The organism is Kitasatospora sp. NPDC086801 (assembly GCF_044745805.1).
Taxonomy (GTDB): domain Bacteria; phylum Actinomycetota; class Actinomycetes; order Streptomycetales; family Streptomycetaceae; genus Kitasatospora.
Window position 1 is genome coordinate 39,751 of the sequence record NZ_JBIVAX010000044.1, and the last position, 18,015, is coordinate 57,765.

20 protein-coding genes are annotated in these 18,015 nt (G+C 75.5%); 10 read left to right on the top strand and 10 right to left on the bottom strand.

Annotated features, from left to right (window positions below; genetic code table 11):
- Positions 1-10: 10 nt before the first annotated feature.
- On the top strand, positions 11-553 hold the full coding sequence (locus ACIPLC_RS32090) for a gamma carbonic anhydrase family protein (protein WP_400476546.1): 543 nt from the start codon (positions 11-13) through the stop codon (positions 551-553).
- On the opposite strand, the gene ACIPLC_RS32095 is transcribed toward ACIPLC_RS32090, so the two are convergent.
- Entirely contained in the window at positions 550-1,752 is a 1,203-nt protein-coding gene (locus tag ACIPLC_RS32095; protein WP_400476547.1) for an MFS transporter, read from the bottom strand. The two genes, ACIPLC_RS32090 and ACIPLC_RS32095, sit on opposite strands and share 4 nt — an antisense overlap.
- A 155-nt stretch (positions 1,753-1,907) precedes the next feature.
- Between ACIPLC_RS32095 and ACIPLC_RS32100 the strand changes: the two genes are divergently transcribed.
- The 4 genes from ACIPLC_RS32100 to ACIPLC_RS32115 all read left to right on the top strand — a co-directional run bounded on the left by ACIPLC_RS32100 (position 1,908) and on the right by ACIPLC_RS32115 (position 3,719).
- On the top strand, positions 1,908-2,144 hold the full coding sequence (locus ACIPLC_RS32100; RefSeq protein ID WP_400476548.1) for a DUF2277 domain-containing protein: 237 nt from the start codon (positions 1,908-1,910) through the stop codon (positions 2,142-2,144).
- An 83-nt stretch (positions 2,145-2,227) separates the two neighbouring features.
- A complete protein-coding gene (locus ACIPLC_RS32105) occupies positions 2,228-2,464 on the top strand; it encodes a DUF6296 family protein (RefSeq protein WP_400476549.1) in 237 nt (78 codons plus the stop codon).
- A gap of 70 nt (positions 2,465-2,534) precedes the next feature.
- Positions 2,535-2,819, top strand: a complete 285-nt coding sequence (locus ACIPLC_RS32110) for a DUF427 domain-containing protein (RefSeq protein ID WP_400476550.1) — start codon at positions 2,535-2,537, stop codon at positions 2,817-2,819.
- 36 nt (positions 2,820-2,855) lie between these two features.
- Positions 2,856-3,719, top strand: a complete 864-nt coding sequence (locus ACIPLC_RS32115) for a hypothetical protein (RefSeq protein ID WP_400476551.1) — start codon at positions 2,856-2,858, stop codon at positions 3,717-3,719.
- 47 nt (positions 3,720-3,766) lie between these two features.
- Here ACIPLC_RS32115 and ACIPLC_RS32120 read toward each other — a convergent pair whose 3' ends face one another.
- From ACIPLC_RS32120 to ACIPLC_RS32140, 5 genes are all read right to left on the bottom strand, one after another.
- A complete protein-coding gene (locus ACIPLC_RS32120) occupies positions 3,767-4,105 on the bottom strand; it encodes a hypothetical protein (RefSeq protein ID WP_400476552.1) in 339 nt (112 codons plus the stop codon).
- Positions 4,106-4,205: 100 nt separating this feature from the next.
- On the bottom strand, positions 4,206-4,370 hold the full coding sequence (locus ACIPLC_RS32125; RefSeq protein ID WP_400476553.1) for a hypothetical protein: 165 nt from the start codon (positions 4,368-4,370) through the stop codon (positions 4,206-4,208).
- Positions 4,371-4,531: 161 nt separating this feature from the next.
- Positions 4,532-5,746 carry a cytochrome P450 gene (locus tag ACIPLC_RS32130; protein ID WP_400476554.1) on the bottom strand — a complete coding sequence of 405 codons (1,215 nt, stop codon included), beginning with the start codon at positions 5,744-5,746 and terminating at the stop codon, positions 4,532-4,534.
- A gap of 186 nt (positions 5,747-5,932) precedes the next feature.
- Positions 5,933-6,151, bottom strand: a complete 219-nt coding sequence (locus ACIPLC_RS32135) for a ferredoxin (protein WP_400476555.1) — start codon at positions 6,149-6,151, stop codon at positions 5,933-5,935.
- A gap of 196 nt (positions 6,152-6,347) precedes the next feature.
- On the bottom strand, positions 6,348-7,889 hold the full coding sequence (locus ACIPLC_RS32140; protein ID WP_400476556.1) for an ATP-dependent DNA ligase: 1,542 nt from the start codon (positions 7,887-7,889) through the stop codon (positions 6,348-6,350).
- A 212-nt stretch (positions 7,890-8,101) separates the two neighbouring features.
- On the opposite strand from ACIPLC_RS32140, the gene ACIPLC_RS32145 reads away from it, so the two are divergent.
- From ACIPLC_RS32145 to ACIPLC_RS32155, 3 genes are all read left to right on the top strand, one after another.
- On the top strand, positions 8,102-8,569 hold the full coding sequence (locus tag ACIPLC_RS32145; protein ID WP_400476557.1) for a GNAT family N-acetyltransferase: 468 nt from the start codon (positions 8,102-8,104) through the stop codon (positions 8,567-8,569).
- Between the two features lie 177 nt (positions 8,570-8,746).
- Entirely contained in the window at positions 8,747-9,757 is a 1,011-nt protein-coding gene (locus ACIPLC_RS32150) for a CAP domain-containing protein (protein ID WP_400476558.1), read from the top strand.
- A gap of 118 nt (positions 9,758-9,875) precedes the next feature.
- Entirely contained in the window at positions 9,876-11,402 is a 1,527-nt protein-coding gene (locus ACIPLC_RS32155) for a sigma-70 family RNA polymerase sigma factor (protein WP_400476559.1), read from the top strand.
- Positions 11,403-11,457: 55 nt separating this feature from the next.
- Here ACIPLC_RS32155 and ACIPLC_RS32160 read toward each other — a convergent pair whose 3' ends face one another.
- The gene (locus tag ACIPLC_RS32160; protein ID WP_400476560.1) at positions 11,458-11,694 is read right to left on the bottom strand and encodes a hypothetical protein; all 237 of its coding nucleotides are present in this window, start codon (positions 11,692-11,694) and stop codon (positions 11,458-11,460) included.
- A 298-nt stretch (positions 11,695-11,992) separates the two neighbouring features.
- Here ACIPLC_RS32160 and ACIPLC_RS32165 point away from each other — a divergent pair, with 298 nt between their 5' ends.
- Positions 11,993-13,093 (top strand): chemotaxis protein, encoded by a 1,101-nt coding sequence (locus ACIPLC_RS32165; RefSeq protein ID WP_400476561.1) that lies wholly within the window; start codon positions 11,993-11,995, stop codon positions 13,091-13,093.
- A gap of 328 nt (positions 13,094-13,421) precedes the next feature.
- On the opposite strand, the gene ACIPLC_RS32170 is transcribed toward ACIPLC_RS32165, so the two are convergent.
- The 3 genes from ACIPLC_RS32170 to ACIPLC_RS32180 form a co-directional block, all read right to left on the bottom strand.
- Positions 13,422-14,303, bottom strand: a complete 882-nt coding sequence (locus ACIPLC_RS32170; protein ID WP_400476562.1) for a hypothetical protein — start codon at positions 14,301-14,303, stop codon at positions 13,422-13,424.
- Entirely contained in the window at positions 14,290-14,814 is a 525-nt protein-coding gene (locus tag ACIPLC_RS32175; protein WP_400476563.1) for a SigE family RNA polymerase sigma factor, read from the bottom strand. The genes ACIPLC_RS32170 and ACIPLC_RS32175 overlap by 14 nt, the downstream gene beginning before the upstream one ends.
- Before the next feature lie 373 nt (positions 14,815-15,187).
- On the bottom strand, positions 15,188-16,708 hold the full coding sequence (locus ACIPLC_RS32180) for a M1 family metallopeptidase (RefSeq protein WP_400476564.1): 1,521 nt from the start codon (positions 16,706-16,708) through the stop codon (positions 15,188-15,190).
- A gap of 324 nt (positions 16,709-17,032) precedes the next feature.
- Here ACIPLC_RS32180 and ACIPLC_RS32185 point away from each other — a divergent pair, with 324 nt between their 5' ends.
- A complete protein-coding gene (locus tag ACIPLC_RS32185; protein ID WP_400476565.1) occupies positions 17,033-17,923 on the top strand; it encodes a carbohydrate kinase in 891 nt (296 codons plus the stop codon).
- Positions 17,924-18,015: the final 92 nt, after the last annotated feature.

An 18,015-nucleotide genomic window follows, 5' to 3' on the forward strand; every position in this document is an offset into this window, starting at 1 on the left:
AGGACGAGACATGGCAGAGCCGCTGATCGCCGCAGTCGGGGGCAAGGTGCCCACCGTCGACCCGAGCGCCTTCCTCGCACCGAACGCCGTGGTGGTCGGGGACGTGACGATCGGCCCCGGCGCGGGCGTCTGGTACGGGGCGGTGCTGCGCGGCGACGCCGAGTCCATCACCGTGGGCCGGGACAGCAACATCCAGGACAACTGCACCCTGCACGCCGACCCCGGCTGCCCGCTGGTGGTCGGCGAGCGGATCTCGGTCGGGCACAACGCGGTGCTGCACGGCTGCGTGGTCGAGGACGACGCCCTCGTCGGGATGAACGCCACCGTGCTCAACGGCGCCCGGATCGGCGCCGGTTCGCTGGTCGCGGCGGGCGCGGTGGTGCCGCAGGGCGTGCAGGTGCCGCCCGGCTCGCTGGTCGCCGGCGTGCCGGCCAAGGTCCGCCGCGAGCTGACCGAGGACGAGAAGGCCGGCATCAAGGCCAACGGCGAGGGCTACCTGCTGCTGGCCGCCGCCCACCGCGAGATCGAGCCGCTCGCCCCGGACAGGAGCTAACCCTGGACGCCGACCGGAGCCGCCGACGCGGCCGGCTCCGGTGCGGCGGGCACGGGCCGGCGCCGGTCGGCCGCCCAGGCCAGCAGCGCGATCAGCGCGCCCGCGCCGGCCAGGGCGGCGCCCACCAGGGTCGGCGCGGTCCAGCCGAACCCGGCGTCCAGGGCCAGCCCACCGAAGTAGGCGCCCTGCGCGTTGGCCAGGTTGAACGCGCCCTGCACCGTCGCCGAGGCCAGCGTCGGCGCGCTGCGCGCCTTCTGCAGGACGAGCGTCTGCACCGCCGGCACGATCGCGAAGCCGAACAGCCCGATCAGCACCACCGTGACGGCGGCCGACCAGCGGGCGTGCGCGGTCACCGCGAACAGCGCCAGGGTGGCGGCCAGCAGCACGAAGGCGGTGCAGACCGTCGGGCGCAGCGCCCGGTCGGCCGCGAACCCGCCGATCACGTTGCCGATCGTCATCCCCACCCCGAACAGCGCCAGCACCAGCGTCACCGAGCCGGTGGCGTACCCGGAGACCTCGGTGAGCAGCGGCGCGATGTAGCTGTAGCAGGCGAAGAAGCCGCCGCAGCCGAACACCACGGTGGCCAGCGCCAACCACAGCTGGCCGTCCCGGAAGGCCCGCAGCTCGTGCCGGATCCCGGCCTGCCCGGGGGAGGGCAGCGACGGCACCAGCCGCGCGATGGCGAGCGTCCCGGCGGCGGCGATCAGGACGACCACCAGCATGGTCGCCCGCCAGCCCAGGTGCTGGCCGAGCAGGGTGGCGGCCGGCACGCCGACGATGTTGGCGACGGTCAGGCCGGAGAACATCACGGCCACCGCCCGGGCCCGCCGGTCGGGGGCGACCAGTTCGGCCGCGGCCACCGCGCCGGCGCCGAAGAACGCGCCGTGCGGCAGCCCGGTGATCAGCCGGGCGGCGGCCAGCGTCCAGAAGTCCGGCGCGAGTGCGCACAGCAGGTTACCGGCGGCGAACAGCCCGGCGAGCGTCACCAGCACCGCCTTGCGCGGCCGGCCGGAGGCCAGCGCGGTGAGCAGCGGGGCGCCGACGACCACGCCCAGCGCGTACGCGGAGATCAGCCAGCCGGCCTGCGGGATGGAGACCTGCAGATCGTCGGCGACCTGGGGGAGCAGCCCCATCGCGGCGAATTCGGTGGTGCCGATGGCGAACGCGGTGACGGCCAGCGCGAGCAGCGCGAGAGGCAAGGGGGTGACTCCGGGGTGACGCCCGCGAACGGGTTGCGACGGCGGGACGGGGGATTCGTTCGTCCGGCATCCTAATCCGGCCGGATGACGCCGCCGTGAGGTGCGTGTGACGGGAGGGGGTCGCCAGCGCGGCGTCCACGCGCGAGACTGGGGGCATGTGCCGCAACATCAAGACGCTGCGCCCACCGGTGACGCCCGACGCCGACGAGGACGACTTCCGCGCCGCCGCGCTGCAGTACGTCCGCAAGGTGTCCGGGTTCCGCGCCCCGGCGGCACACAACCGCGAGGCCTTCGACCGGGCCGTGGACGCGGTGGCCGAGGCCACCGCCCGGCTGCTCGCCGACCTCGAGGTCCGCGGCGCGACCGCCCCGGCCGCCGGGGCCACCGCGTAGGGCCGACCGCCGTTCGCCGGCACGCCGGCCGCGGCCGTGCATCGGGACCAGGAGATCGGGACAATCGGGACAGGAGGATGGAGATGACCCCCGCGAACCGTTACGTGCTCACCTTCCCCGGCACCCCCGGCACCCAGGCCCCGCAGGACGTCGTCGTGGTGAGCCGCACCAGCGCGACGGGCCCGGGCGGACACCCGGTGTACGAGGACGCCAGCGGCATCGTCCGGGCCGAGATCAGCGACGCCGGGGAGGTCCGGATGCTCGCCAGCGGCGGCCACCAGTCCCCGCACCTGCCGGTCCACGCCGAGCCGCTGCCCTGACCGTCCGGCCTCCGCGGCGATTTCCGGGAACCGCCCGGGCACCGGCCGTCCCTGGGGCAGAATCGGCCGCATGACCACAGCGCGCTGGCAGGGCACCGTCGTCGCCGAGAGCGACGAGACCGTCGTCGTCGAGGGCAACCACTACTTTCCGGCCGAATCCGTCCGGACCGAGTTCCTGCGCCCGTCCGACACCACCACCGTGTGCAGCTGGAAGGGCACCGCCGGCTACTACACGCTGGAGGTGGACGGGCGGACCAACCCCGATGCGGCCTGGTACTACGCCGACCCGAAGCCGGAGGCCGAGGAGATCCGCGGCCGGGTGGCGTTCTGGCGCGGGGTGGAGATCACCGGGTAGGGCGTACCCCGGGGGCGGAGCGGGTACCGGACATCCATGGCAGTCTTCCGCAAACCCGGACGTTCCAGGCCCGCCCCCGCGCCCGACGCCGGCCTGGCGGACGAGCTCGCCGAACTGGTCGAGGGGGCCGAGCGGCCCACGGGCGACTGGCAGGTCACCGAGTACCGGGCCGGTCGCGGCCGCGGCCGGGCCCTGGTGGCGAACGTGGCCCGCCTGCTCGGTCGGGGTGGCCGGGTCGCCGCCAAGGGCGCCGCGTTCGGCGGCCGCGCCCTCACCGAGCAGTTGGTGCGGGCCGCGCCGCGGATCCCGGTGCGCGACCTCGCCACGCTGCGCGCCCAGCACCCCGGCGCGGCCGACCCCGAGGCGCTGGCCGACCTGCTGGTCACCGGCGCGGCCCGGGCCTCCGGCGCGCTCGGTGCCGGCGTGGGCGCGGCGGCGATGCTGCCGGTGCCGCCCGCGATGCCGGTGGAGATCGCGGCCGAGACGCTCGCCGTGGCGGCCGTGGAGATCAAACTGATCGCCGAACTGCACGAGGTCTACGGCGCCCGGGCCCCGGGCGGCGCCACCCAGCGGGCCGGGGCCTACCTGAGCGCCTGGGCCAACCGCCGGGGGATCGACGCGGGGCTGCTGGCCCGGCCGGCCGGGTTCGCGGCCATGGCGCTCGGGGCGGAGGTGCGCCAGCAGGTCCGCCGCCGGCTCACCCGCAGCTCGCTGCGCCGCCTGCCGTCGCTCACCCCGTTGCTGGTCGGCGCCGGCGTCGGCGCCACCGTCAACCGGCGCGACACCCGCCGGCTGGCCGGCGAGGTCCGCACCGATCTGCGCACGCGTCCCCCGGTCGACCGCGCCTACTGGGCCGCCGCAGCGCCGGTGGTGCGGGGCGAGGCCGTCCCGGGGGACTGAGGGTGCCTTGCCGGGTCAGTGCCCCGGTGCCGAGGTGCCCTGGCGGTTCAGTTCCCCGGCGGAGCCGGGGCGGCCGAGCCCCGGCCGGCCTTGACGCCGTTCACCATCGCCTGGTGGATCGCCCGCGCGGTGGTCTCGTCGGCCGCCGGGACGGGGCTGCCGGTCACCGTGTACCAGTCCAGCGCGCCGGTGTACTGGACGGTGAGCCGGGCCTCGCCGTCCACCCAGGTGGTGTGCACGGTGAGGTCGCCGGAGATCGGGCCGACCTCGGTGGTGGTGACCCCGCCGGGTCCGCTGATGATCGACTGCGTGGTCCAGGTCGCCCACGACGTGCGCGGGTCGACGGGCGGTCGGGCCTGCCTGTCGTTTTGATCGTGTTCTGTCATGCGCCTATCCTCCCCCGCCGGTGAGCCGCTGTCCGGGCAGCGACACCTGCGGTCGCGAAGACCGCCCGGTCCCACTGGGCGGTCGGGTGCTCACAGCTGTTCAGCGGTCCGGACCGGACTCCTCCAGGGTGGGCTCGCCCTCCGCCTGGGAGGTGTCCTGCGCGTGCAGGTTCTGCATCGAGGTGATGCCCTCTTCGGGATCCGCGGCGCGGACGTCCTCGTCGCGGTCGGTGCTCACCTCGGACCGTGCGCTCATGTCGGTCATCGCGGGCTCCGTCTCCTCGGCCGGTCCGGGCGCGCCCCGCGCCGGAGGCGCGACGGGGCCGGGTCTGTCTCTCACCCTCCAGCCTGCCCCCGCCCCGGCCCCGGGGCCAGCCGAACGGCCTAGGGTCCGTCCGGCCCCGCCCGCTCGTCGACCGACGGCCGTCACCAGGTGACGGGCAGTGACCGCATTCCGTAGATGAACGCCTCCGAACGGAACTTCCGCCCGCCCCCGGTGGCCGTCGGCCGCAGGCCGGGCAGCCGCCGGAACAGCGTGGCCAGGGCGATCTGGAGCTCGGCGCGGGCCAGCGGTTGCCCGAGGCACTGGTGCACGCCGAAGCCGAAGGCCATGTGCCGCCGGGCGTCCCGGTCGAGGTCGAGTTGGTCGGCCGGCCGCCGGTCGGCGCCGCCGAACACCTCCTCGTCCTGGTTGGCGGTGGAGATCAGCGCGATCACGCCCTCCCCGGCCTTGATCACGGTGCCGCCCAGCTCGACGTCCTCCAGCGCGACCCGGGGCAGCCCGTTGTCCACGATGGTGAGGTGGCGCAGCAGTTCCTCGACGGCGCCGGGCAGCGCGGCCGGGTCGGCGAGCCTGGCGATCTGCTCGGGCTGTTCGAGCAGCAGGGCGGTGGAGAGCGAGATCATGTTCGCGGTCGTCTCGTGCCCGGCTATCAGCAGCAGGATGCCGTTCGTGGCGACCTCGTCCGGCGTGAGGTCGTCCCGGACGGCGAGGCGGCTGAGTATGTCGTCGTCCGGTTCCTCGCGCTTGCGGGCGGCGAGGCCGCCGAGGTAGTCCCGCAGCTCGTCCGAGGCGGCCTGGACCTCCTCGGTCGAGCTGTGCTTGTTGAGCAGGGTCCGGCTGAGGCCCTGGAAGCGGTCCCGGTCCTCGTACGGGACGCCGAGCATCAGGCAGATCACCAGGGAGGGGACGGGCAGCGCGAAGTCGGCGACCAGGTCGGCCTCGGTCCGGCCGTCGGTCATCCGGTCGAGCGCCTCGTCGACGATCTGCTGGATGCCGGGGCGCATCGCCTCGACCCGCTTGACCAGGAAGTCGCCGGTGACCATCCGGCGCTGCCGGGCGTGCTCGGGGTCGTCGAGCCGAAGGAAGGGCGGGTTGGCGACGAGGGCGTCCCGGCGGCCGGGCACCAGCAGCGGGAACGCCGGGTGGCGGGCGTCCGCGCTGAACCGGCGGTCGGACAGGATGGTGCGGACCTCGGCGTAGCCGGTGGCCAGCCAGCAGGACTCGCCGTCGGGCAGGGCGGCGCGGGTGATGGGCGCCGTCGCGGCGGCCTCGGTGTAGGCGGGCGGCGGGCTGAACGGGCAGCCGGCGGCGCGCGGGGCGGGCATCGGCACGGTCTGGGCGGTGGGTGTGCTCGTCAAGGTGGGGTCTCCTTGCGTCGCAATGTCCTCGGGTGGGTGGGGTGGTGCCGGGGCCGGCGGTTCGCGCGACGGCGGCCGGGAGCGGTCGGGGGCGGTGGTCGCCAGCGGTGGCCGCAGCGGTGGCCGTCACGGGTGGCCGTCACGGCGGTCGGTACGGTGGGGAGCCGTCGGGAGCCGTCGGGGGCGTCAGCCGGCGTCCTCGGCGGAGTCCTCCTCGGTGACGGTGATCGCGCCGCCCGGGCAGAGCTCGGCGGCGAGCCTCAGTACCGCGAACTGCTCGGGTTCGAACTCGGTCTGACGGAGGATCACCAGACTGTCCCGCTCGTCCTGGTCGAAGATCTCCGGAGCGTTCAGGACGCACATCCCGGAGCTGCAGCAGCGGTCCCGGTCGACGCTCACCTTCATGGTCGAGCACCTCTCGCCAGTGCGGCGCCGGGCGTCCGGCGGCCGCCTCTCGTTGTCATTGCCAACCTAACCGCCGCCCTTGCATCCACGGAGGGTCCGATGCCGGGATCGCCCAGAATGGCCGATTCGGTTCGGCGCCGGGCCAGCGCCGCCGCGAAGGGGGTTTGAAATTGACGTTACTCCGCCAAAGGGCGGGTCACAGCCCCTCGGCGGCCGCAATCTCCCGGACGGTGGCGACGGTGTCGGCCTCGGCCGCGCCCTTGTCCGGCCGGTAGCGCACCACCCGGGCGAACCGCAGGGCCAGCCCCGCCGGGTAGCGGGGGCTGCGCTGGAGGCCGTCGAAGGCGATCTCGACGACCAGTTCCGGCCGGACCCGCACCGTCCAGGAGTCCCGGCCGCTCTCGCGGGCGAGGAGTTCGGCGGTCTGCCAGGCGAGCGTCTCGTCGGTGAGGCCCTTGAAGGTCTTGCCGAGCATCACCCACGGGCCCAGCCCGGGCTCGCCCGCCGCCCGGGCGCCCAGGTGCAGATTGCTGAGGAAGCCGCGCCGCCGACCGCTGCCCCACTCGGCGGCCAGCACCACCAGGTCCAGGGTGTGCCGGGGCTTCACCTTGATCCAGCCGGCGCCGCGCCGCCCGGCCGCGTACCCGGCCGCCGGGTCCTTCACCAGGACGCCCTCGTGACCGCGGGCCAGGGCCTCGCGGAAGAACGCCAGCGCCCGTTCGCCGTCCCCGGTCTCGGTGCGGGGCACCCGCAGGCCCTCCGGCACCGCCCCGTCCAGCGCCGCCCACCGCTCCCGGCCGGGCCGGTCCACCAGGTCCTCGCCGTCCCGGTGCAGCAGGTCGAAGAAGAAGGCGCTGAGCGGGACTTCGGCGCGCAGCCGCTCCGGATCCCGCCGGGAGGCGGTGCGCGCGGCGGTCTCCTGGAACGGGCGCGGCCGCCCGTCGGGCCCGAGCGCGATCGCCTCGCCGTCCAGCACCGCCGAACGCAGTGGCAGCGCGAGCGCCGCCTCGGCCACCTCCGGGACGCGCGCGGTGATGTCGTCCAGGCCGCGGGTGAACACCGCGACCTCCGCGCCGTCCCGGTGCACCTGCACCCGGACGCCGTCCAGCTTCCACTCCAGCGCGGCCGGGCCGGTGCGCTCCAGCGCCGAGGCCACGTCGGGCGCGGAGGCGGCCAGCATCGGCCGCACCGCCCGGCCCACCTCCAGCCGGAACGCCGCCAGCGCGGGCGCCCCGCCGGTCAGCGCCGCCTCGGCCACCGCCCGGGCCGAGCCGCGGAACATCAGCGCCCGGCGCACCGCCGCTGCGGGCACCCCGGCCGCCTGGGCGACGGCGTCGCCGACCACCGAGTCCAGCGCGCCCTGGCGCAGCTCGCCGATCAGCACCGCGCGCAGGAACGCCTGCTCGACCTCGGTCGCCCGCGCGAACAGCCCGGACAACAGCCGCCGCCGCTCGGCCTGCGCGCCGGTCCCGTGCACCCCGGCGATCCGCTCCAGCTCCCGTTCGGCCTCCCGGACACCGAGCGAGGCCTCGGCGGCGGGCGGCGGCAGATCGCGCAGGCCCGCCGGGCCGACGCCGGTGCGCAACCGCTGCGACTCGCCCGACAGCAGGCCCACGGCCGCCGGGGCCTCGGCCGGGCCGAGTGCGCGCAGGCGGTCCGCGAGCAGCGCCGTCTTGGCCCGCCGTCCGGGCTCGGCCGCGACGGCGCGGGAGGTCAGGGCCAGGTCGCGCAGCCGCATGGCGCTCCTCGGGTGGTGCGTGGCCGGGCGTCCAGGATCGGCCACCCGACCGGTCCCCGCACGGCGGGCGGTGCGCCCGTACCGTGCCGCAGTGGAGTGCGCGGGCGTCGGTCTTGGCCGTGGTGGAGATCGGCGCGGAGCCGACGGCCCGTCATGCTGGCGCCACACCGCGGCCCGGCGACCCAGGGCCCGCCCGACCGAGGGAGACCGAGTTGACCACCACGACCCGCTGGAGCGTCGGCACGCCGGAGCGCGCCGACTACCCCGCCTGGCGCGAGCTCTTCCGCGGCTACTGCGCGTTCTACCGGCTGCCGATGCCGGAGGAGAAGGCCGAACTGGTCTGGTCCTGGCTCCACGACCCGGACCACGAACTGGAGGGCCTGCTGGTCCGCGACGGCGACGGCACACCGGTCGGCCTCGCCCACTACCGTCCCTTCTCCCGCCCCCTGCACGGCGCCGTCGGCGGCTTCCTCGACGACCTGTTCGTCGCGCCCGAGGCGCGCGGCGGCGGCGCGGTGGACCTGCTGCTGGCCCGGCTGCGGGCGATCGCCGCCGAGCGCGGCTGGAACGCCGTCCGCTGGATCACCGCCGACGACAACCACCGCGCCCGCAGCAAGTACGACCAGGTCGCCACCCGGACGATGTTCGTCACCTACGACATGGCCCCGGACGCCCCGTGACCCGGGCCCGGGAGGCCTGAGGGCGTGCCTCGGGAACGGGGCCCCGGGTGCGGTCGCGACCGGGCCCGTGAGCCTGCTGCCGGACATTCGTTCGGACTTTCTGTTATCGGCGCGCCGCCGGGCGGTCTCCCAGGTGTCGGCACCTGACCCGCCGACCCGGACAGGAAGTGTGGGCACGTGAGCAGCGACGACAGGACGACCATCCTCCCGGCGAACGGTGCCGAGAGCGGTGCACGGGGCGGAGCCTCCGGCCGACCGGGCGGCCGTGCCGCGCGCCGGGCCGCCCAGCGGCACGCGGAGCACCCCGGAGGCCCGGGCCGGCGGGCCCGCCGGCGCGGTCCGCTGGGCCCGGTCGCCGCAGTCGTCGCCGCCGTGGCCGGCACCGGACTGCTCGCCGCCCTGGCCGGCGCCGGCTACGCGGCCTACGGCGGCAAGCAGACCGACCGGGACGCCACCGGCCAGGCGCTGGCGGCGGACGCCCTGATAGCCGCCGAGGCCGGCACCCACGACGGCATCCAGGTCCCCGGCGCCGGGGGAGCGGGCCCCGGCGCCACCCCGCCGGTCAACCTGGCCGCCACCGACCCGGCGTCGGCCCCGACCAGTGCCGCCGCGACCACCCCCGCCGCCCCGGCGTCTCCGACGGCCCCGGCGACCGCGACCCCGACGGCCGCCGGGAAGCCGAGCCCGACCACGACCGCGACCGGTCCCGCGAAGCCCACCGGCACCCCGGCCACCGCGCAGCGCACCGGCGCCCCCGCCCCCGCGCACACCGTGGCACCGACCCCGGTCGGCGGCGGCGCCGCGCCCTCCTCCGCCCAGCAGGTCGTCGACCTGGTCAACGTCGAGCGCGCCAAGGCCGGCTGCGGCCCGGTCACCGCCGAACCCCGGCTGGCCGGCGCCGCCCAGTCGCACAGCGACGACATGGCGGACCGCAACTACTTCGACCACGTCAGCCCCGACGGCGACCACGCCGACCACCGCATCGAGGTGACCGGCTACCGCTGGAGCACCTGGGGCGAGAACATCGCCCGCGGCCAGAAGGACCCGGCCGCGGTGATGGACTCCTGGATGAACAGCCCCGGTCACCGCGCGAACATCCTGAACTGCGCGTTCAAGCAGCTCGGGGTGGGCGTGCGGACCGGCTCCGGCGGCCCCTGGTGGACCCAGGTCTTCGCCGCCCCGGCCTGACCGGCCCTCCGGCGGGGCCCGTTTTCCGATTCCGCGCAAATTGTTGTTATCTGATCACTCACCACAGGTCTCCGAGGAGGCAGCGGCGGACGGAACACGGCAAGACGGAGTGCGGACCATGAACGCTGACGTGCAGAACAGGACCGGGACCACCCTGGTACGCGCGGCCCAGGCGGGCGACCGGCAGGCCCAGGAGGCGCTGGTCGCCGCCTGGCTGCCGCTCGTCTACAACGTCGCCGGGCGCGCCCTGGACGGCCACGCCGACGTCGACGACGTCGCCCAGGAGACCATGATCCGGGCCCTGGACGGCCTCGGCGGCCTGCGCGAGCCGGAGTCCTTCCGCTCCTGGCTGGTCGCCATCACCATGAACCAGATCCGCCGCCGCCACGCCGCCGGCCAGCAGCAGCCCACCGTCGGCGGCCTCGACGAGACCTGGGAACTCGCCGACCCCAGGGCCGACTTCACCGACCTCACCGTCCTGCGCCTCGGCCTCTCCGGCCAGCGCCGGGAGGTCGCCGAGGCCACCCGCTGGCTCGACCCCGACGACCGTGAACTCCTCGCCCTCTGGTGGCTGGAGGCCAGCGGTGAACTCACCCGCGCCGAACTCGCCGAAGCCCTCGACCTCACCCCGCAGCACACCGCCGTCCGCGTCCAGCGGATGAAGAAGCAGCTCGAAGCCGGCCGGATCGTCGTCCGCGCCCTCGGCGCCTACCCCCGCTGCCCCGAACTCGCCGACGTCACCACCGGTTTCGACGGCACCCCCAACTCCGTGTGGCGCAAGCGCATCGCCCGCCACATCCGCGGCTGTGGCACCTGTGACCGCCTCGGCCGCGACCTCTTCCCCGCCGAAGGGCTGCTGGCCGGCCTCGCCCTGGTGCCGATCCCGCTCGGCTCGCCCGCGCTGCTGCACTTCCAGCACACCGCGGCCACCGTCGCCACCGCCACCCCGACCGCCGCGAGCACCCACGGCGGCTGGGCCGGGACCGCCGCGCGCAAGGCCGTCCTGGCGAGCGGTGCGGTGGCGGTGGTGGCCGTCACCACCCTCGCCCTGGTCTGGTCGCACCCCGCCGAAACCCCGTCGGAGGCGGCCCCCGAACCCACCGCCCCGGCCGCCGCCCCCGACACCCCGGTGCCCACCGTGACGCCGGCCTCCGCCCCGGTCACCCTGGCGGTCACGCCGTCGCCCACGGAGACCCCCAGCGGGACGCCGACGGCCACACCGTCACCCGCCGCCACCCGGTCGGTGGCCCCGCCACCGACCAGCCCGGAACGCCAGCTCGTCGACCTCGTCAACGCCGAACGCGGCAAGGTCGGCTGCGCCCCCCTGCGGATCGACCCCCGGCTGCACGCGGCCGCCCAGAAGCACGCCGACGACATGGTCGCCCGTGGCTTCTTCGACCACGTCAACCCCGACGGCGTCCGCACCGACGCCCGGCTCACCGCCGTCGGCTACCGCTGGTCCCAGTGGGGCGAGAACCTCGACCGGGGTCCGACCTCCCCCGCCACGGTGCTCGCCCACTGGATGGACGGCGGCATCCACCAGTCCAACCTGCTGGACTGCGGCTTCAGGGACGTCGGCATCGGCCTGGCCACCGGCCCCGCCGGCGCCTACTGGACCCAGGACCTCGGCGCCCCGCTCTCCTGAGGCCGTGCTGCCCTCAGGCCGGACTGCCCCGAGTGCCGCCCCGGTGCCGTGCTGCCTATGCCGGGGTGACCCCGACCAGCCCGTCGGCCGAGCCCGTCACGTACCCGGTCGCCTCCCCGACCACGCCACCCGCGTCCCCGACCTGCCCCGGCAGCGCGTCGGGCGCACTGGTCAACGACCCGGACAGCCCGTCCTGCCCTCCGACGGCACTGGCGTGCGCACTCGGTGCGGTGAGCGAGGCCGCGAAACCCACGGCGAGCGAGGCGACGGCGAGCATGCTGCGCTTCTTCATGGCCGGTCCAACGACGATCCGCCGGGCGGGTTACGAGGACGACGGCGGATTCCCTCGTCCGTGGCCGTGCCGCCGGGGCCGTGGAACAGCCGCATCCTGGTGACGGCCGGTCAGCCGAACGACGACGGCCGGGGGCGCTGGGCGGGGCCGTCGGGCCCCGGGCCTTTTCCGGTGGCGGGAGGCATGGGAGGGCGGTGGGATGGGGAGGGGTCGGGAATGATTCCGGCAAATCGGTCGATTCGCCGCGCTGCCGGTCTCATCGACCAGGACCCACCCACCGCGACACGAAGGGCACCCGATGCACGCAGCCGAGCTCACGCCAGCCGTCCTCGCCGAGCTGCGCCGCCCCCGGCGCTACCCGGCCGTCTCCGTTCTGCTGCCCACCCACCGCAGCGAGCCCGACAACACCCAGGACCCGGTCCGCCTGCGCAACCTCGTCGCCGAGGCGAAGAACCGGCTGCACGCCGACGAGGCGGTCAGCCGGGCCGACCGGCTGGACGTCGTCGAGCAGCTGGACCGCGCGCTCGCCGAGGTCGACCTCGTGCACGCCGAGGACGGCCTGGTGATCTTCGCCGCCCCCGGCGAGCACCAGGTGTGGTCCCTGCCGCGCCCGGTGCCCGCGCGGGTCGTGCTGTCCGACACCTTCCTGACCCGCAACCTGGTCTCCGCCTACACCGCCGGCGCGCCCTACTGGGTGCTGACCGTCGCCGCCGACCGGGTCGCCCTGTTCAGCGGCAGCGGGGCGCGCCTGGCCGAGCACACGAGCGGCGCCTTCCCGCTCGACCAGGTCCGGCCGGACTGGGACGTCGAGCGCCAGGAGCGGATCGGGGACGTACCGAGCACCTTCCGCGATGAGGAGACCCGCCGCTTCCTGCGCTCGGCCGACACCGCGCTGGCCGCCGTGCTGGAGTCCGACAACCGTTCGCTGTACGTGCTCGGCGAGGCCGCCGCGATCTCCCTGCTCGACGAGGTCGGCGCCGCCGCCAAGCGGGCCGCCGCCCAGGTCTCGCGCGGGGGCCTCGGCCACGCCGCCGCCGCTGCGGTGGCCGAGGCCGTCCGGTCCACCGTCGCCGAGCAGGGCCGCCAGGCCGTCACCGAGCTGCACGAGCGCCTCGACCAGGCCCAGGGCGTGAAGGGCCTGGCCGCCGGCATCGACGAGGTCTGGCAGACCGTCGCCGAGGGCCGCGCCGCGCTGGTCGCCGTGGAGGAGGACTACTGGCAGCCCGTCCGGGTGACCGACAACCACCTCGTTCCGGCGGCGGCCGGTGAGCCCGACGTCCGCGAGGACATGGTCGACGAGATCGTCGAGCGCGCCCTCGACACCGGCGCCAAGGTGCAGTTCGTCCCCACCGGCGAACTCGACGCGCGCGGTCACATCGCCGCCGTCCTGCGGTACTGACCCGCCCCGGTGCGGGCCCCGGCACGGCCGCCGGGGCTCGCACCGCCGCGTCACGGCCGTGTCACGGCTGAGGGAGCGCCCGGTGGAACGCCCGCCCGGCGGCACCCGAGGAGACCGACCGGGCCCCGGGTATCAGCCCGCCGGTGATCGGCAGGGCGTCCGTACCGCTCAGGGCCGCCATGCCGCCCTCGCCGTTCCACCGCGCCGTCCACCGGTCGCAGCCCCCGGCACCCACCTGTCGCAGCCCGCCACCCATGAGAAGACCCCCGTTCTCCGATCGTGCTCGGGACGCTAGCAGGAGCCACTGACACGGCGGCCCGGGCGGTCCTCAGCGGACCGTGGGCGGCGAGGGACTGATCCCTTCGACGGTCCGGATCGAGTCGAGCACCTCCTGCACCTGCTGGAGCGTGGGGTGCGACGGCTCCCGCAGACAGGCCGTCAGCTGGATCAGCACCAGCGCGCCGGTCCGGGCGACGGCCCGGTACCCCAGGAGCTCGCGGGTGCCGCCGAGGACGAGGCAGTCCTTGTCGGGCGCGATGTCGGAGATGGTGGCCGATGAGGCGGTGAACTTCCCGGCCAGGTCCGGTTGGTCCACCAGCCGGAGGGTGAGGAGGGCGCCGCCGACGGGCAGCAGCACGTCGGACGGGCAGGCGATGCCCGCCGTCCGGCAGGAGGCCGCATGGGTGATCGGCCCGGTGGCCAGGTAGCCGAAGCCGTTCTGGGGGTCGTTGGTGAAGGCGCTCTGGCTGTACCAGCCGCTCGGCAGGTCGACCGTCACGTTCGGGTACGCCGGGAAGCGGACCTGCGCCCCGGGCGTCGGCGTCGTGGTCGGTGTCCCGCTGCCGGTCGTCGGCGTCGCGGTCGGTGTCCCGCCGCCGGCCGCCGGCCCGGTCGGCGCCCCGCCCGGCAACGTTTCGGCCGGTCCCGCCGCCATCCCCTGTCCCGCCGCCGCCCCCTGCTCCGGCGTGGGCGCGATCGCGGGCGCGGCGGCCAGCACCGCGGCGACCAGCCCGGCGGTCAGCCCGGCTCCGAGCCCGGCGGCCCGCCGTCGGCGCCGGGTGCCGATGGCGCGGGCGCGTACCCGTTCCATCCGGTCCTCGGGCGTGGCGAGGTCCGGTACGGCCTGGTGGAGCAGGACCCGCAGCTCCTCCTCGCCCTCGCCGCCGTCCGGCCCCGGATCGTCCGGGCCCAGCACGTCAGTACCGATCATGGTGTCCCCCCGCCAGCAGCAGTTCCCGGGCCGGCAACCGGCCGCGCAGCGCGGCGAGCGCGCGGTGCGTCTGGCTCTTGACCGTACCGGTGCTGCAACCCAGCACCTCGGCGGTCTCCTCGACGCTGAGGTCCTCGAAGAAGCGCAGCACCACCACGGCCCGTTGCCGTGGCGGCAGGGCACGGACGGCCTGGGCGACCACCTCCCCGAGCACCACCCCTTCGTACGGGTCCGCGCTCGCCGGTGGGGGTTCCGGCAGTTCGCCGTGCGGCAGTTCGCCGGTCCAGCGGCGGCGCCACCAGGAGACGTTGCAGTTGACCAGCACCTTCCGCAGGTAGGCCTCGGGCCGGTCGATGGAGATCCGCTCCCATTTGGGCCAGACCTTGGCGAGGGCGGTCTGCAGCAGGTCCTCGGCCTGGTGCGGGTCGCCGGTCAACAGCCAGGCCACGCGCAGCAGTTTCGGGCCGCAGGCGGAGACGAACTCCTCGAAGTCCGGTGTGCCATCCCTCATCCCGCCGTCCCCGCCATGGTGTCCGCGCCGTCCCTGTCAGCCGTGGCGGCCCGGTGGGCCGCGATCGTGGTGTCCTACTCACAGCTGATGAACGTGCTGGACGGTGCTTCGGGTTGTCCTCCGGGCACGGAGACTTTCGACGGACCGACGCGGGGACTTTCGACGGACCGGAGCGGGGGCGTTGGACGGCCCGCGAGCCGGCCGGGACTCGGCCGGGCGGCGGGCGGGCCGTGGGCACCACGATGGCCCCGCTGGGCCCGGCCGGCCAGAGGCGCTCACGGGGCGTCCGGGCGCACGATGCGGCGCGCCCGGGGCGTACGGGTGGGACTCAGGGGGCGGCGGACCGCGGATCGGGCCGGCCGGGCGACGGTGGTCAGAGCGTTCCGGAGCCGTGCGGCGCCTCGGTGGGGACACCGTGTGCGGCGGCCGCCGGGCCCGGGGCCACCGGGGTGACCGTCCAGTCGGGGTGACCGGGCATCGGCGGGGTGCGCAGCCCGTACAGCCAGTCGGTGAGGAAGCCGGTGAGGTCCTGGCCGGAGACCTCGGAGGCGGCGCGCAGGTAGTCCTGGGTGGTGGCGGTGCCGTACCGGTGCTCGCGCAGGAAGGTGCGCTCGATCCGGTCGAAGGTGTCGGCGCCGACCCGCTCGCGCAGCGCGAACAGCACCAGTGCGCCGCCGGTGTAGCGCTGGCTGTCGAAGAGTTTGGCGGCGCTGGGAGTGGCGACCGGCCCGGAGTCGTGCCGCCACTGGTCGCCGAGGCCGTAGAGGGCCCGCATCCGGTCGACCAGGGTGGTGTGGCCCCAGGCGTCCGGCCAGCCGCGCTCGTAGCGGTAGGCCAGGGCGTAGAAGTCGGCGTGCCCCTCGTTGAGCCACAGGTCCGCCCAACTGGCGGGGGAGACGCTGTCGCCGTACCAGGAGTGCACCAGCTCGTGCATCTGGTGCGAGCCGATCGCGGACTCGGGCTGGCGCAGGAAGTTCGGCTTGTAGAGGGTGAGGGTCTGGGTCTCCAGGCCGGTGAAGCCGAACGCGGCCGGGTCGTCGGTGTTGGCCGGCAGGAGGCCGTAGGTCTCGAAGGGGAACGGCCCGAGGTGCTGCTCGGCCCAGGTCAGCTGGTCGGCGGTGAGCGCCAGGGCGGGTTCGAGTTCGGCGGCCCGGGCGGTCGGGACGACATCGCGTAGCGGCAGGCCGTGCGGGCCGGTGCGCTCGCGGACGGTGTAGTCGCCGACGGAGACCTGGACCAGTTCGGTGGCCATCGGCTCACGGGAGACGTACCGCCGGGTGGTCCGGCCGTCGCCGAGCCGTTCGGTCTCCGCCAACTCCCCGTTGGCGACGCCCAGCAGGCCGTCGGGCGCGGTGACGGCGATGGTGAACCGGGCCTTGTCGCTCGGGTGGTCGTTGCACGGGAAGACGGTGTGCGCGCTGTCCGGCTGGCCGGCCACCGCGAAGCCGTCCGGGGTCGGGACCCAGCCGGTGTGCGGGAGCCTGGCGCGCGGATCGGCGGTGTACTCGACCGTCAGCTGCGCGGTGGTGCCGCGGTGCAGGGGCCGGGCCGGGGTGATGGTCAGCTTCTCGTCGTGGGCGGCGAACTCCGCCGGGCGCCCGTCGACCCGGACGGCGCGCACGGTCAGGCCCAGCGCGTCCAACTCCAGGCGCGCCAGGGCGCGGGACGGCCGGGCGGTGATCACCGCGGTCGCGTCGACGGTGCGGGTGGCGGCCCGGTAGTCGAAGGACAGGTCGTAGGCGAGCGCTTCGTACCCGCTGTTGCCGAGCGAGGGGAAGACCGGGTCGCCGAGGCCGTCCGCGGCGGTGGCGGCCCGGGTGCTGGCGGACAGCAGCGCCGCACTGAGCACGAGCGAGAGGACGAGACCGGCACGGGGCCTGGACAGGATGATCACCGCACTTCGGGAGTCGTGGCGAGGAGCGGGGCCGGGCGGAGGTGCGTGTGCGCGATGCACCGGGCACGGACCCTAGCGGACCGGGGGTGCCCGCCAGGCGGTGTCGCCCGGACCGGTGTCGATGCGCGGTCATCCCCCGGACGGCCCACAGTGATGGCGGGCCCGCCGCGCGCTGGCTAGTGTTCGAAGTGCTTCGTCCCCTGACGGACGAGGCCACGGCCGTCGGAGAACCTGGCCAGGTCCGGCGGCCGTCCTTCATGCCCGGGTGCACCCCGTAGGCTGGCGGCCGAGACGACGCCCGCGTACCGGATGCCAGGAGCCGCCGTGACCAGCCCCGATTCGCCCGTTCTGGTGATCGGCGAGTGCGTCGCCGACATCGTCCGCACGGATGGCGCCCCCGACACGGTCCACCCCGGCGGCAGCCCCGCGAACGTCGCGTACGGCCTGGCCCGGTTGGGGCGGCCCGCCACCCTGCTCACCCAACTCGGGGACGATGCCAACGGCCGGCTGATCCGGGCGCACCTGGAGTCGGCGGGGGTGGTGGTCCGGGCCGTCGGGGCGGCGCGGACGCCCTCGGCCGTGGTGCGCCTCGACGGGCAGGGGCGGGCGCGCTACACCTTCGACATCGGCTGGACCTTGCCGCCGACGGAACTCGCCGAAGCGCCGGCCGCGATCCACCTCGGCTCGATCGGGGCGGTCACCGAGCCGGGCGCGGCGGCGGTGCTGGCGCTGGCCGAGCGGTGGCGCGGCCGGGCGCAGATCAGTTACGACCCGAACGTGCGCCCCGCGCTGATGGGCGAGCGGGCGCAGGCCGTGCGGCGGGTCGAGCGCTGCGTGGCGCTGAGCGACGTGGTCAAGGCGAGCGACGAGGACCTGGCCTGGCTCTACCCCGGCGAGGACGCGGAGGCGGCCGCGCGCCACTGGCTCGCCCTCGGCCCGGCGGTCGTCGCGGTCACCCTGGGCGCCGACGGCGCGTTCGCGCTCACCGCCGAGGGCGGACACGCACGGGCCGGAGCCGTCCCGGTGCCGGTCGCCGACACCGTCGGCGCCGGGGACTCCTTCACGGCGGCCTTCCTGCACGCCCGCGCGGCCGGCGCCGACCTCGCCGGCTGCCTCACCCAGGCGGTGACGGCCGCCGCGCTGACCGTCTCCCGCCCCGGCGCCAATCCGCCCTCGACGGCGGAGCTGACGGCCGCCCTGGCGCAGGCGGGTTAGGCCGTGTCCTGCCGATCACTTGAGTCGTTGATGCGACTATGGGGAGTAGGGGTGATCTGACTGACGGCCAGTGGGAGCGGCTTCGGCCGCTC